The 14,871-nt window shown below is 54.1% G+C and carries 10 protein-coding genes; 7 read left to right on the plus strand and 3 right to left on the minus strand.

The genetic code is table 11. The features are described from left to right. The first annotated feature begins 37 nt into the window (after positions 1-37). Complete coding sequence (locus tag FYC48_RS07660; RefSeq protein WP_149496103.1) at positions 38-253, plus strand: SlyX family protein; 216 nt, start codon at positions 38-40, stop codon at positions 251-253. Between the two features lie 70 nt (positions 254-323). On the opposite strand, the gene FYC48_RS07665 is transcribed toward FYC48_RS07660, so the two are convergent. Further along, entirely contained in the window at positions 324-2,681 is a 2,358-nt protein-coding gene (locus FYC48_RS07665) for a hypothetical protein (protein WP_149496104.1), read from the minus strand. A gap of 345 nt (positions 2,682-3,026) precedes the next feature. Here FYC48_RS07665 and FYC48_RS07670 point away from each other — a divergent pair, with 345 nt between their 5' ends. The 5 genes from FYC48_RS07670 (at position 3,027) to FYC48_RS07690 (ending at position 10,222) form a co-directional block, all read left to right on the plus strand. Continuing rightward, on the plus strand, positions 3,027-4,964 hold the full coding sequence (locus FYC48_RS07670; protein ID WP_149496105.1) for an OPT family oligopeptide transporter: 1,938 nt from the start codon (positions 3,027-3,029) through the stop codon (positions 4,962-4,964). A 218-nt stretch (positions 4,965-5,182) separates the two neighbouring features. Continuing rightward, positions 5,183-5,797, plus strand: a complete 615-nt coding sequence (locus FYC48_RS07675; RefSeq protein WP_149496106.1) for a 3-keto-disaccharide hydrolase — start codon at positions 5,183-5,185, stop codon at positions 5,795-5,797. Position 5,798: 1 nt separating this feature from the next. Further along, a complete protein-coding gene (locus FYC48_RS07680) occupies positions 5,799-7,631 on the plus strand; it encodes a sulfatase family protein (RefSeq protein ID WP_149496107.1) in 1,833 nt (610 codons plus the stop codon). After that, positions 7,628-9,106, plus strand: coding sequence for a DUF389 domain-containing protein (locus tag FYC48_RS07685; protein ID WP_149496108.1), 1,479 nt, complete (start codon positions 7,628-7,630; stop codon positions 9,104-9,106). Before FYC48_RS07680 ends, FYC48_RS07685 begins: the two co-directional genes overlap by 4 nt. 186 nt (positions 9,107-9,292) lie before the next feature. Continuing rightward, positions 9,293-10,222, plus strand: coding sequence for a hypothetical protein (locus tag FYC48_RS07690; RefSeq protein WP_149496109.1), 930 nt, complete (start codon positions 9,293-9,295; stop codon positions 10,220-10,222). 128 nt (positions 10,223-10,350) lie between these two features. Here the strand turns inward: FYC48_RS07690 and FYC48_RS07695 are convergent, their stop codons facing one another. Together FYC48_RS07695 and asd are read right to left on the minus strand one after the other, a co-directional pair. Continuing rightward, complete coding sequence (locus tag FYC48_RS07695) at positions 10,351-11,535, minus strand: AGE family epimerase/isomerase (protein WP_149496110.1); 1,185 nt, start codon at positions 11,533-11,535, stop codon at positions 10,351-10,353. Between the two features lie 323 nt (positions 11,536-11,858). After that, positions 11,859-12,755, minus strand: a complete 897-nt coding sequence (gene asd, locus FYC48_RS07700; protein ID WP_149496111.1) for an archaetidylserine decarboxylase — start codon at positions 12,753-12,755, stop codon at positions 11,859-11,861. A 343-nt stretch (positions 12,756-13,098) separates the two neighbouring features. On the opposite strand from asd, the gene FYC48_RS07705 reads away from it, so the two are divergent. Continuing rightward, on the plus strand, positions 13,099-14,748 hold the full coding sequence (locus FYC48_RS07705) for a sulfatase family protein (protein WP_200836558.1): 1,650 nt from the start codon (positions 13,099-13,101) through the stop codon (positions 14,746-14,748). Positions 14,749-14,871 lie beyond the last annotated feature (123 nt).

Here is a 14,871-nt window from a genome sequence, read left to right on the forward strand (position 1 = left end):
CGGATCGGTACTTTATAGCGGAAACCGAAGTATACCAATGAAAGATCATTCAGATCGGATCATCGAATTGGAATCGCAACTCGCACACTTGCAGCGTCAGTATGACGAATTAAATCAAGTGGTGATCGATCAAACGCGAGATATTCAGCGTTTGCTAAAGCAAGCACTCAAGTGGGAACAAGATCTTGATCGGTTGAAACATGCCGTCGAACCACGCGGCGAGTTGGCCGATGAAAAACCACCTCACTATTGATCCGTTGCGACGGCAATCGTCGCAGCGATGCGATGCCGATCATTTACACCATTACAGTTCGTTCGCAGCGTTATTCTAACGTGATCGGAATCGAAGGGTGCGCCTTGCTGAACGCTTCGATCCCTCGAACGGTCACGTTGGTTTCGCCAAGATGAAACCAAGTTAGTTGCGGCGAATCTCCCATCGCAACCAGCGATTCGTCATCCATCCCACAACCGTGAACGACGAGCGTCCTTGTTCGATCCATGCCGACCGGCGTGTGGGTCTTGGCAAAGTCAAACTTGCAATGGACAAACGCCAGTGACGTCGGGATCTTCCCCAGTTTTTGCATGTCTTCATGATCGATCGACGCGTGCCGGATTTCGACGGTTTTGAATTTCCGCTCAACTGGCCGAAGTGGTTCGACACTGAATTCGGGATTGATCAAGTAAACGCTGTCCAGACGCGGTGCCCGGCTGAGTCTGTCGAACAATTGATCGTCGACAATCGGGTCGGTAAGCCAAACTCGTTCCAAATTTTTTAGCTCGCCAATTCGCTCGGAGACCGGTTTCTGTTGGCAGTCAAAATGCAGATCGACCAAGCTGGCAAAGCGCGACAATTCTGACATCCCATCGTCGTCCAAGTAGCCGTTGTCGGCATGAAACGTCCACATCATCGCATCGTCACCGATTGCTTGGAGCGCGTCTGCGTCTACCTGGAAGTCGGTGTTCATTTCTGAAGCAACACCCAACCACCGCAGTTCCTCCATACACCACCGTTCAACGTTGGGGCCTCGGAAGCTGGTCGCTTCGACGGCCGCACGTCGGGCCCGACCGGTCCATGCTTCGCCAAAGAACTCTGCCAGCGGGGCTGGCAAGAAAAGCCCTTCTTCATCGAGGTGCCAAAGCCCGACGACGACCTGGCCCCCGGAATAGCGAATTTCATCAAGCATTCGGTCACGCACTTTCATACGTTTAAACCCCATGCTGTAACCGGCGATCAAGATCGCAAAGGCGGTCGCGGCACAGAATGTTGTGCGCAACGAGACCTTAGTCTCCCCGAACAATAACATTTGCAACAAGATCCAACCGAGGCCAAAGACGCCGGTGCAGATTGACGCGACACCAAACGTCGTCCATCCCGGTGGAACCGAACACAAGCCGCCAAATGCCCCCGTAGCAACGATCCCGACTAAGCCAACGATGACTCGATGCTCATCGCAAGCATGCCGAAACGCTGCCCCCGTTCGTGTTCGCCACATCCCCCAGACCACCAGCCCCGACGAGATCAGCACGCTTGCGATAATCATGACAAGAACGTGCCCCTGATCGGCAAGCAGCGTGTGACCGGACTGAAAGCCACGCTCCGGTTCCGTCGTCAATAATTCCGGTGACACGTAAGGCTTGACCAGGGCCGGTGGCGGATTTTCATGCACGGCCAAAAGCGCGGAGCCATCGGAGTACACGGAGCGATCTTGAAATTGGCGATTCAGGTCGAACGACAACTGCGACACGTGCGCGAGCTTACCGTAGTTGGTCGACACCATCACTTGCTGGGGAAACCATCGTCCACGGCTATCCTGCTGGAATGACGTCGTCGTTGCGGTGCGGATCTCCCGAGCAGATGCCGAGACCGACGTCTTGAATTGTTCGCGTATTGGCAGCAAGTCGCGATCTTTTGCGAAACTGACGTCACAATGAATCAAATGACCATCTCGTTCGGCAATGGTCCGCCACTGCACCTGATAGCATGAGTGCCCATCGATATCGCCTTGCTTAACGGTGATCGGACCAAGGGCAAAGCGATTCGTAAACATCCGCTCCGCAAGATCCGGACTGAACAACCATTCGATCGATGGCCCCAAAGACGCGCTGATGATCGCAGTATGGGGACACGATAAGCGAAACGATTCTTCAAACGCGCCGACCACTGCACGTTCTGGTCCGTTAATCAATCCAAAAGGACTGCGGATTCGCGCCAACGTTCCATCGAAACAACATCGCATACGTCGGTGTTCCGGCGACAGTCGCTCGGCCCGATAACACAGTCCCTGACGAAGAAAATTTTCATGGTAATCAAGGTCGCACGTTTGCGATGCCCAATCGGTCCCCATCACATCTTCGTGGGAAAGATCTTCGAACTCGCCAAAGTGACGTGTCGTCCGGGTCAGTCCCCATTCATCATATCGATCGGCGACCTTGGAAAGTTTTCCGACAACGCTGCTGAAGCGTTCTCGATCGGCGTTTGATTTAAAGCAACCTGAAAACGATTTGAAATCCGCAGTTGACCCGATCGATCCAAGACTTTGGCCGCCCTTTTGCCTCGGCTCAACCGACGCGACAAGTCCTGCCGTGTCACCTCCATCGACGTGTCCTGGACCGATCACAAAAGACGTTTGGGCTATCGCCCAGAACACAATGACGGTGCATCGCACTGCGGAAAATCGCATAGGCTTCTGTCCTGGCAAGCGTAGTGAATCGTCGCATGACGCGGCTTAGCAGTGAGACCCAATGTAGCCAATTGTGAACCCCCGTGGGCAGAGTAATTCGCAAGTTCTGCGTCGACAATACGCCAGCAGCACAACAGGACACACGCTCAGCGGCGTCGCTACGATCGGCGTGTTCGCTATATTGTCTCGCTCTTGATTTCAACCTTCTATTGCGAAAGCATCCACCACCGACCGGTGCTTTGTTCCAACCAGAAAACTGGCTGTGATTGATCAGTCTACGGGCATTCGTCCCGGTTCGATCTGAATCCAAACGGTAACTTTGCACTGGGCAATCAATTCAACGCTATGTCAGAGACGACGAATCCCTACGCGAGTCACCCGACGGAAAACGGTGGCGATAGTAACGGGCCGAAGACAAATGATTCCCGTGCAGAATTAACCCTGCGTGTGATCGTCCTCGGGTTACTACTGGCCGTCATCATGGGTGCGGCCAATGTCTATGTCGGATTAAAAGCTGGGATGACCGTTTCGGCATCGATCCCCGCCGCCGTCATGGCGATGCTGTTGTTTAAGTTGTTGTTCAAGCGTTCGAGTATCCTTGAAGCAAACCAGGTCCAAACCTGCGCCTCGGCGGGTGAGTCATTGGCGGCAGGCATCATCTTCACGATGCCCGCGATGATTTTGATCGGGCACTGGCAATCATTTGATTTTTGGACGGTGACGATCGTCGCACTTACCGGTGGCTTGTTGGGCATTCTGTTTATGATCCCGATGCGCCGCGTGTTTGTTTCCAATAACGAAGACTTACCTTACCCAGAAGGCATCGCCTGTGCTGCCGTCTTAGAAGCCGGTGAGTCGGGCCAGCACGGAGCCGCCGCGCGTTTGATTGCCGGTGGTCTACTCGGTGGCTTATTCAAAATTATCGCGGGCTTTTTGGGTCTGGTCACAGAAACGCTACAAGCGGCGACGGCGACCGGAGGCAGAATCTTTTACTTCGGCGGTGACCTATCACCGATGCTTGTCGCGGTTGGTTTCATCGTTCGGCTGAACGTTGCCGTACTGGTGTTTATCGGTGGGACGCTGGGTTGGCTAATCGGCATCCCGTTGCTTGGCGGTGCGAGCGAAACAGAGTCCGCGATCGACGGGGCATGGAGAATCTGGAGCAGCGAGGTTCGTTACGTCGGTGTCGGAGCGATGGTCGTCGGCGGACTCAGTTCGCTGATCGCCGTCCGCGCGGGTTTAAAAGCCGCCGTGACAGAATTGTGGTCCGGCTTCGGTGGAAAACAGGAGAAGAAACTGGCCGGTGACCAAGACCTCCCCGTCCCCATCATCGTTGGCCTAGCACTCGTCTGTACGGCGATGCTCGCCGTGATCAACTATCGTTTTACCGATTCGATGGGCGTCACCATATTGTCGACCGTTGTGATGCTTGCGATGGGATTCTTCTTCACCGCCGTTGCCAGTTACATCGTTGGCTTGGTCGGGAATTCCAACAGCCCCGTCTCGGGGATGACCATCACGGCAGTGCTGGTCGCCGGAGGAATGCTGTGGCTGTACGGTTCATCGGGGACCGAGGCGATGGTATCGACTCTAGGAATCGCCGCGATCGTTTGCTGCGTCGCTTGCACCAGTGGTGACGTCTGCAATGACCTCAAGACCGGTTCCATCGTCGGTGCGACACCGTTTCGGCAGCAGATGATGCAAATCGCAGGTGTATTCGTCGCCGCATTCGTAATGGCTCCGGTTTTGACTCTGCTTCACGAAAACACCGAAGGCGGGATTGGCGGCGAAAAGCTAGCCGCACCACAAGCGAGCCTATTCGCATCACTGGCCAAAGGGTTTTCTGGCGAAAGCGAATTGCCGTGGCACCTGATCGGCGTCGGTGCCGCGATCGGCGGTGTGATTTTGGTCATCGACGAAGTCATGAAGCGACGCTCCAATCACCGCGCCCACCTGATGCCGATCGCGGTCGGTATGTACTTGCCGTTCGGTTTGGCAACTCCGATCCTGATCGGCGGATTGATCGCCCACCTCGCCACGCGCGGACGTCCCAAAGATGAACACGACAAAATTTTACACCCTGGGATTTTGTTCGCTTCGGGTGTAATCGCCGGAGAGGCGCTTACGGCCGTCGGCTTGGCGGGGCTCGCAGCGATCGGAATCACGTCCTACGAACTCGGCTTACCCGCCGGAATGCAGCTGGCGTTCTCTCTGATCGTGGCTGCCCTGATCATCGGATCGTTCGTGTCCATGACGCGTTCATCGCTGCGTTCCGGCCAGTAACGCTGCCGGCTAACGCTGTCCCTTCAACGGCACGCGCCTTCGTTGTTCGCGTGGTTGGTTTCCGATGAAAACATGGCAGGACAGAAGAGAGGCCAACACGAGACGTGCCGCATGGAGCTAGAATGACGGTCGATGGCCTTCCGCAATTCGTCGGGAGCCCATCACCAAGCAATCTCGTTCCATGTACACACTCGTCCGCGATCGGAGGCGGATCGTTCATGCTCTTGCAACGCCTGAAGACAACTTTGGCGACCACACTCGCCGTTACGCTATTGTCCACAGTGACATCGGCCGAAGAAGTTCCGATTTTCGATGGAAAGTCGATCAACAACTGGAACGTGAAGCCCACCGAAAACACCGACGGTCACTGGAAAGTCGAAGACGGCGTGATCATCGCCGAAAATATCAATGAGAAAGGATCTGTCCTTTGGACGGACCGCGAATTCACGAATTACGAATTGGAGTTGGAATACCAAACACCTTCGGATTACTACGACACCGGGGTGATGCTTCGAGGCGACGGCCACCAAGTTCAAATTGGAATCTCTGGTAGCTTGAAGAAAGACATGACCGGCTGTATCTACGCCCCAAAAGACAAACGCGGCAGCTACCCCGCACAAACGGACAAGATCGCCAAAGTTCATCATGTTGGGCAATGGAATCATCTGCGAATCGTGTTGAAAGACAAACGCATCCAGACGTTTCTCAACGGCGAAGCATTCGTCGACTACACCGGTATCGCCATCAACGATAAAGGACCGATCGGACTGCAACTTCACGCCGGTCATCACATGTTGATTCGTTTCCGTAACTTGAAGCTCAAAGAACTCTAAAATGACTCGATACTCGCTTGCACTCGCTGGGCTCTTACTCGCGTTTCCTTTCGTCGGCCGCGTTTCGAAAGCGGCCGCGCAGGATGATCCAACGGCACGTCTAAATTTGTTGCTGATCACCGTCGACGACATGAGTTGTGATTCGGTAGGTGCATTCGGGTGCGAACTGGAGGGCACCACGCCGAACATTGATGCCTTAGCGGCAAGCGGGCTGCGCTATCACTACGCCCACGTCCAAGTCGGTAATTGCTTTCCTTCGCGCAACGTGATGTGGTCGGGGCGCTACCCACACAACACCGGGGTCGAAGGTTTTTATCAAGTCCGTGATGCGTCACACCCACACTTGGTCGACGTGATGAAACAAGGCGGCTACTACGTCGCCATCCGAGGAAAAGTTTCTCACTCGACCCCGTATCAACCGTACGGATGGGACGATGACTTGACGATTCTGGACGGCAAACAACAGGACATGAAAAACCCAAAGTCCTATTACCGTTCGGTACGTCACGGCATCGCATCGGCGAACAAAGCGGGCAAACCATTCTGCTTGAATGTCAACATTTCAGACCCGCACAAACCGTTTTATGCGATGGGAAAAGGCGGCGCCGTCGTCGATGATGCAAACGTTCCGTCACGCGTTTTTACTCCCGAAGAGGTCCCCATTCCGGGCTTCCTGTTCGATCATCCAGACGTAAGACTGGAACTGGCCCACTATTATTCGTCGGTGCGTCGTGCCGACGATTGCGTCGGCCAAATCATGAAAGCTCTCTCCGAATCTGGATTAGAAAGTCAGACGGCAATATTATTTTTATCCGATCACGGAATGCCGCTGCCTTTCGCAAAAACTGCGCTTTGGCATCACAGCACTCGAACCCCGCTGATCGTTCGCGTGCCTGAGATCACCAAAGCCGGTGCGGTCGATCGCCGGCATATGGTATCCGCAGTCGATTTGCTGCCAACGATTCTAGACATCGCGGGACTGCCGCAACCGGGCGGTTTCGACGGTCGTAGTTTCGCGCCAACGCTGAGCGGAAAAACGCAAGCCGATCGCGACATGGTCTACAAAGTCTACAACGAAAACTCGGGATCAAACCGAAGCCCCATGCGTGGCGTCCAATCCAAACGTTTCGGATATTTGTTCAATGCTTGGCCCGACGGCAAACGCGTCTTCAAGACCGCCACCACGGGAACACTTTCCTATCGAGCGATGGTCAAACTTGCGCCCACCGATTCGGAGATTGCCGAGCGTCTTGAATTTTTCCGCCACGGTGTGCGGGAAGAATTCTATGACTACGAAAACGACCCGGACGCATTGGTCAACCTGATCGACGATCCCCGCTACCAAGAGGAAATCGCCGAACACCGGGTTGCCATGCAAAACTACATCGAATCGACCGGCGACCACTTCTTGCAAGCCTATTCCAATCGGACCAACGACCAACTCGTCAGCGATTACGTCGACCGAAAACAAGCCGAAGCGACCGCCCGTCGTGCGAAACGAAATGCCACACAAAATCCGAAACAAGACCGCTCGCTCTTCAAACTGAAGGTGCCCGCACGCGCAACAGCGGGCGAGGACTACGTTGTGACTGTCAATCACACGCTTCCCGAAAAACTCGGCGAGCAATCATTCCATGTCACTCTGAAAGACGGGCAAGGAAAACGAATCGAGAGAATCGTTCGGCAAGCATCGGGAGTCGGCCAGCTGAAGGTGACTTTCAAAATACCAGAATCAATGGCCGGTAAATCGATCTCGATTGCTACGTTTGTCGGAAAAGAATACTCCCAGAATCTGCTGCATCTGACTCGGGGCAAGGTCGACGTCGACGAATGAGTGTCACGATCCTGATTCACTCCGAAGAGCACGTCCGAAATGCTGCGGAGTGGGGAACCGTTTTTGCCGAATCACTTGATGCCCCGATTCAGCCGATCGCCGTTGGCAATGACTGCGAAGTCCTGCGCCGGCACGCAGAGTCGATTTTGGACGCTAAGTTCAAACGTCAAAATCAGGGTTCAACCAAAGTGCTCGCCTTGGAGCAGGACCTTGACCAAATCCTAGATTGTTGCTCCGAAATCGGGTCACGTGTCCTAGTCATTCTGCATGCCGACCAGCACGAATCGTGGCAGAAGCAACTGTTTGAGAAATCGACATTCCCGGTGGTGTGGCTTTGTCCCGCGGCCGCACCTCCGGTGGACGAATCTCACCTCGTTGGCGGTTTCGAAGCGAATGTCAAAGAAACCAATCGCTTGAGCATGCGGTTGTTGGGCATGCGTCCTTCGACCTGGGCGTCTCACTCGCTACCGCCGATTGATTTGGAATTAGCCCAACGGATAGATTTGGTCCGACGAGCATTCGATCGACAGGGAAGTCACCCCGAGACTTTGGTCCTCGTTCCGATCGAATCGATTGACCGAAGCGATGTGGTCTATCGTACCGGCCAATTGCTTCTCGATCATGACTTTGGGACATCCGTCTTACTTGTCCGTGATGGCCAATCCATCGTTCCCAATCTAGTCACCCGCTTCCGTCGCTGGACCGATTCGATCACGCCACCACTGACCCGCTCCCAGCGGCTGGCACTTCAGGAAGACCTCGAATCGGGATCGAACCCGAGCTGGGAATTTTTGGGACTGATCAGTGCGTCGAGCACCTTGGCCGCATTCGGATTGCTACAAAACAGCGCGGCAGTGATCATCGGCGCGATGCTGATCGCCCCTTTAATGACACCGATTATGGGGGCCGGCCAAGCGATCACGCTAGGAAACAGACCACTTTTTAAGACCGCGTTTTGTGCCATCGGCCTCGGGTTTGTTGGCGCTTTGTGTTCGAGCATCCTGTTCGGTGCGTTCGTTTTGCTTTTTGACCGTCCCGACCTAAGTCCGGAAAAGGCAACCGAAATGTGGGCCCGGTGCAATCCGTCACCGATCGATTTTTGCGTCGGATTGGTCGGCGGAATGGCCGCCGCTTATGCACGGACGCGTAGCCACCTTTCGTCCGCTTTGGCGGGGGCGGCGATCGCAGCCGCGCTTGTTCCGCCGATTTCAACCGCCGGTTTGCAACTCGTGTTTGGAATCTGGGCGCCGATCTCGGAAGGCCGCCCCGTGATAGGTCCGCTATTGGTCGTATTCATCAACGTACTGACGATCATGATCGGATCCTCGTTTGTGCTTTGGCTTCGCGGCATGCGCGTCCGATCACAAAAGGATCGCCGCCGCCAAGATCGTTGGGAATCACGAGCGATCGTCGTCCTGATTCTCGTGATCTTGCTCGTATTAGTCGCGGTCCTAAATGCCAAGCTACCGTCCTGAATCGGAATCGCCAAATCATAGCCAAACGGGCACGACCGTAGACGATCCACTCCCGAAATCGAAGATGGCGCGCGCCCAAATTAGACAAAACGTCGATATTACCCCGGCAACGTCTGCGTTCTTTCTGTTACGATCAATGACGGTCTGCCAGAGCAATCGAAGATCGTCCGGATGAGGAGCCACATCATGCTGAAAAACAACAGTCACGCCTTTTGTTGTCGTTTGACCATTCAAATCATCGGCAGTGGGCTGATTACCGTTGCCGCGGTGTATTTGACCCAACCGCCCGCTGCCGTGGCACAAGACGACGCACGCGCGCTCGACACCAAAGCCTGGGGCGAAGTTTACGCAACCGTCGCAAGCCGAATCGACATAAAACCGATCGGAAGTGACCAGCGCGCGATCGAACTGCAACCCCGCGCGATGCTGAGCTGGGACAATCCCGTTCGGATAGGTCGAACCGAAGGTGATTTCTTCGTTTGGCTCCAAGGCAACCGGCCAGCCTTTGTCGGGACGATCTTTTCCTACGACTATCCCGCCAGTTTACAAGTGACCCGTCGCGTCGCGATGGGATTCCATACTGTCAACCGCCAACCCGCAACGCTTCACTATCAGGATCGCTTGCTCTGGAATGCGCCCCCGATCGAAAACGAACCCATTCGCTTGGACTTGGCCGCACCACGGGCTCGGCGAGTCCACCGTTTGATTCAGATGCGCCAAATCGCGGCAGGCGTGAAAGCTTCCACGTTGCTCGACGAAAATCCACAAGACCTGCGATTGCTTTCTAAACCGGTCTACCGTTTTGAATTGCCCGAATCCGGAGCTGCCGAGTCCGATGTGCTTGATGGTGCAATCTTCGCCCTCGTTACGGGTACGGATCCTGAGCTCTTATTGATCGTCGAAGCACTACCGACCAGTGAAGGTGAAGAACAGTTTGCTTGGTTCGTAACGCCCGCTCGGTTTACGGATTTGCCGCTACAAGTTGCGATCGAAGGTGTCGGTAATATTGAAGTCCCGAAAACGAGCGGTACCAAATCGGTGTATTTCAATTACCACGGAGTTCACCAACTGCCGACCGCGCTAGGCGATTCGGTAGCTGAGATACTAGGCGACTAAGATCGATCCGAAAACCAACAGCCGGACGCACTTATGACGAACCTCTATCGCCGATCCCCCACCCCGGCTCGCGATAGTGCACATGGACGAGCGAATCATTACAACCCGGTTCGACAACACGCTTGCTGCTAACGTTTGAAATCGGGTTGCAACATTTGCAGACACATCAGTTGCATTCTTGGGATGTGAAATGGGCCTTTCCATAGATTCCCCTTGATGCGAGAACTTTGCGTGCCGTCGCGATGCAAATACCCAAAGCACTCTCCAGAATCGGCATCAGGAAAATGCTGGTGGAACCAATCGTGGATTTGCCCATGCCAGGTTGCGTATTTCGCATCACCCGTCAAACGGTAGGCCATCAATGTCGCGATGATGGCTTCGCACTGTGGCCACCAAAACTTCATATCATGCCAGTACTCTTGGACGGGCAAACCATTGACGTCGACGAAGTACAAAATCCCGCCGTGCATCTGATCCCAACCGCGTTGCCACATCCAGTCAAGCATTCGACATCCGGTCGCGATTAATTCTTGATCTTGTCGCAGCTCACCCTCACGCATCACAAACCAGGCCGCTTCGATCGCATGCCCTGGATTTAGCGTTCGACCGTCAAAATGATCGATGATGTCGCCGTTTTCCCCCACGGTCTCCATCACACAACGTATTTCCGCTTTTAGGAAATGGCGAAAAATTTCATCCAGACTGCGTGTGATCCAATGGTCTGCCTTGGCGTAACCGATCGAATCAAGCAATTGCCGCGCGGTCGCGATCGCAATCATCGGAAACGCCAGACTTTTCGTCGGGCGAACTGCGGTGAACTTTGACTCTGCCTGATTTCGTTTTGTGTGATGCTTTACAAAGCGTTCGAAACAAGAGATCGCTTGATTGGCATATCGCTTTTCGCCGGTCGCTTGAGCGAGTTCGCCAAATGCGATCGCTGCGAAACTCTCCGAAAATGCATAACGACGTTTGCGGATCGGTTTACCATCTCGAGTGACCTGGAACCACATTCGCCCGTCGGAGCGATCGACGCAGTATTCCTCTAGAAATCTGGCACCATCCTGCGCTAACTCCAACCAAGGCCGATGTTGATGAACATTATTGTACAGCTCTCCAAGTAACCAGACAAAACGTCCCTGCTGCCAGACGCCTTTGTCGGTATCGATCACCGTCCCGTCGCGATCAAGGCAAGTCATGACCCCACCATGTTCATGATCGACGGCGTGGGAAATCCAGAAGGGCAGTGTGTCTTCGAAAAGCCCCAATCGATACGTTGTAATTAAAGCGTTCAGTCGCTCGGCATCGAATTTCATCGGTTTTACGCCCGTGATCTGTCATCAGTTTCGACAGATCTTCATGATGAGGAATGAGCGGAAAACAAACGTCGCACTTGACAATGTCGCTCAGCTTTTCGAGCTGATTGGGCGATAAGAAACCGCGAACTGCTCGGAAAGCCGAGCGACAATAATTGATCGCTCGTTGCTTAGTCTAATGACCGTATGGTCCGGTAAACAATCTTCGTCGGTGAAGAAAATGGGTGCAATCGGGATTTCGACAACTCAGTACGCCAAGACCATCGGTCGGTGCCTCTTGGGCCGCTAGTCAGAAGAGAAAATAACGTGTGATCTCGGATCTCTCATGCCAAGATTTGCCCGGCATGGTCTCCCATTTTTGCATACAGTTCGCGTTGAATTGACGATTGCTCGACTAAGTCATGATCGAACTGAATCCGTCCGGGTTCGAAAATCGTGATTGTCGAAGAACCACCAAATCGAAAATACCCCTTCTCGTCACCTTTACAGACAGCCGTTCCGGGTGAGAACGTTTGGCGGATACTCCCCACACACGTCGCCCCAATTTCCAGTAACAACACCGTTCCTAAATTCGGTGTTTCGAGCTGTGTAATCGTTCGTTTGTTGGTCGCAAGGATTTCGATATTCTTGCACAAGGCAATCGGATTGACCGAATACAGTGGACCGTTGATTAGCCGCGTCGCTCCAGGTTTCCCATCAACGGGAAAATGAAATCGATGGTAGTCGGTAGGGCACAAACGCGATAGCAACAGACTTCCGTTCTGATACCGCGTTGCCAGCTCCGAATCATCGAGCAATGTGGTCAAGCAAAACATCTTGCCCTTGATAAACAATCCACCCGCCTTTGACAGGTCTGGAACGCAAAGGTGTCGTCCATCGGCCGGAAAGACGAAGCGATCCGGTGAAGATTCGATTGGACGGGCCTCGCTCTTCAATCGACGTGCGAAGAAATCGTTAAAGCTTTCAAACTCCGATACCTTCTTCTCGAACTCGTCGGCATCCAGACTATAGGTCTCGACGAACTCCGCGATGCGTGACCGGGTCGATGGCTGATCCATGCGCCAGCCGTACCACTTTGAAAAAAAAGTTCGACGGACGACGGCGGCAAGCGCAAGACGTCCCATCGTTGTGCCGTAGGTCCAGCGCAATGCTTGGTCGCCATAAACGAGTTCTGTTTTTTCTTGACCGGCGTATCGATCAAAATAGACGATGTCTTCCATGAAGCGCTACAGCAAGCGGCGACGAGTTTCACAATAACGACCGAACCGAACGATCGCGGTTGGGCGATATCTTAGGGGATGGATGGGTTCGGGGCGATGGTCGACTCCGCCCTGGAACGGTAGATGGCCCACCACTTTCGACCAACTGCCGAAACATCCGCCGCAAGGCAACCCTCCACCTCAAAAGGACGACGGCGCGTAGCTGCGGAGCTTTCCGCAGCCTGGTAGCATAGGTAGATCGACAGCGACGTCTGACGACTGACGAGCCACGCTTTCTCGATCAGTCGTGCCCATTTTCAAAGCAGTCCCCCTTTCGATCCCCACTGAGAAACATATGCGTCCCATGAAAGAGTTTGCAAATCAGTGGCGGACCATTTGGATTGCCGTCTACTATGTCGGTTCAACGTTCGGGCTGATGTTACTCGGGTCAGTTGCCAACGCGGAACAACGGCCCAACGTTATCCTGCTATACACAGACGACCAAAGCTTCGCATCGACCGGCGTCACCGGAAACGCTCAGGTCCACACGCCTCACATGGATCGCCTGGCCAACGAGGGCGTGCTATTCACTCGCCACTACAACTCCACATCGATTTGCATGGCGAGTCGTGCGTCGGTGATGACGGGAATGTACGAGTACAAAACGGGTTGCAACTTTGGCCACGGCCCGATGCATCCGGAGACGTTCGAGCAGTCTTATCCGGTACTGCTCCGTGATGCCGGGTATCGCACCGGCTTTGGCGGAAAGTTTGGTTTCCCGATCAGTGCAGGATCCAGCGACTCGGTCGGTTCCTACGAAGTCTTACCGGTCGATCAATTTGATGCCTGGGCAGGCGGCACGGGGCAGACGAGTTATCAGACGTCGAAAAATCAGTATCTCGCAAGCTATGCCGATCGATACCCGCACTCATCGCGAGCCTACGGCGCTTTCGCCCAAGACTTTGTCGCGGAGTGCAAAACGGATCAACGTCCCTTTTGTTTGACGTTATTTTTCAAGGCCCCGCACCGCCCCTTCACTCCCGATCCTTTTTTCGACGATGTCTATCGTGACGTGCAATTCGAACGACCGTCAAACTATGGAAGAACCGCGGGCAAGCACTTGTCGCTCCAAGCTCGACTGGGTCGACAATCGCTGACATTTTTCCGCGATATGGGCTTCGATTCTGATCACTACCAGGAAACGATGCGGAAGTACCATCAGTTGATCCACGGTGTTGACTACGCGATCGGAATGCTGCGAGACGCCTTGCGCGAGCACGGGGTGGCAAACAACACCGTCATTATCCTAACGTCGGACAACGGCTTCTTTTGTGGTTCGCACGGAATGGGTGGAAAGGTACTGCCTTACGAAGAAGGCTCGAAAGTTCCACTGATCATCGTCGATCCTCGTGAACCCGGCAAAGGTCAACAATGCGACGAACTGACGATGACGGCAGACATAGCGCCGACGATTTTAGATCTCGCTGGGCTTCAACCTCCCAAACAAACTGACGGAATCAGCTTGGTTGATTTTGTTCGGTCGCCGGAACGGACCAGTGACCGGCAAAGCATCCCACTGTTTCAGATGTGGGGAGCACCGACGACCTATGCAATGTCGGTGGTCACGAAAACACACAAATACATCTATTGGTGCTGTGGTCGATCGATGCCCCCCGCCGAGGAACTGTTCGATTTGACATCCGACCCAACCGAGATGATCAACGTCGTAGGTGAAGCGAACCAGAAAGCAGAACTTGAAGCGATGCGATCTCGTTATGCGGACCAGTTGTCACATCTCAAGCAGACGGCGGTGCCATACAATCACTACCAGCCGTTCGGCCGATTGTTTGACGCGAACATCACCTGGGAAGCCAAACGCGATCTGGTAACCGAAAAGATGTGGAAACAATACACGAGTCTGCCGAAACAGCTTGGACTCCGCGACGAAGACTACTTCGACTTCGAAACCGTTTTAAAGGCTGCCGAACGTTCGATTGACGGTCGTCGCAAGTAAGCGAGAACACAGCGTCTGCGGATCGGGCAAACCCACCACCGAATCAGACGCTGCCACAGGCTCGAGAGTCACCCCGATTCGGCCTTTGCCCCAGACGAGCATGCGTCTGTCAATCTGGCACCG

Origin of the sequence: Roseiconus lacunae, assembly GCF_008312935.1 — a bacterium.
GTDB classification, from domain to species: Bacteria; Planctomycetota; Planctomycetia; order Pirellulales; family Pirellulaceae; genus Stieleria; species Stieleria lacunae.

Bases quoted from the DNA above. Each gene is read 5' to 3' on its own strand.
- FYC48_RS07660 (WP_149496103.1), top strand. From the start codon at position 38: ATGAAAGATCATTCAGATCGGATCATCGAATTGGAATCGCAACTCGCA.
- FYC48_RS07665 (WP_149496104.1), bottom strand. From the start codon at position 2,681: ATGCGATTTTCCGCAGTGCGATGCACCGTCATTGTGTTCTGGGCGATA.
- FYC48_RS07670 (WP_149496105.1), top strand. From the start codon at position 3,027: ATGTCAGAGACGACGAATCCCTACGCGAGTCACCCGACGGAAAACGGT.
- FYC48_RS07675 (WP_149496106.1), top strand. From the start codon at position 5,183: ATGCTCTTGCAACGCCTGAAGACAACTTTGGCGACCACACTCGCCGTT.
- FYC48_RS07680 (WP_149496107.1), top strand. From the start codon at position 5,799: ATGACTCGATACTCGCTTGCACTCGCTGGGCTCTTACTCGCGTTTCCT.
- FYC48_RS07685 (WP_149496108.1), top strand. From the start codon at position 7,628: ATGAGTGTCACGATCCTGATTCACTCCGAAGAGCACGTCCGAAATGCT.
- FYC48_RS07690 (WP_149496109.1), top strand. From the start codon at position 9,293: ATGCTGAAAAACAACAGTCACGCCTTTTGTTGTCGTTTGACCATTCAA.
- FYC48_RS07695 (WP_149496110.1), bottom strand. From the start codon at position 11,535: ATGAAATTCGATGCCGAGCGACTGAACGCTTTAATTACAACGTATCGA.
- asd (WP_149496111.1), bottom strand. From the start codon at position 12,755: ATGGAAGACATCGTCTATTTTGATCGATACGCCGGTCAAGAAAAAACA.
- FYC48_RS07705 (WP_200836558.1), top strand. From the start codon at position 13,099: ATGAAAGAGTTTGCAAATCAGTGGCGGACCATTTGGATTGCCGTCTAC.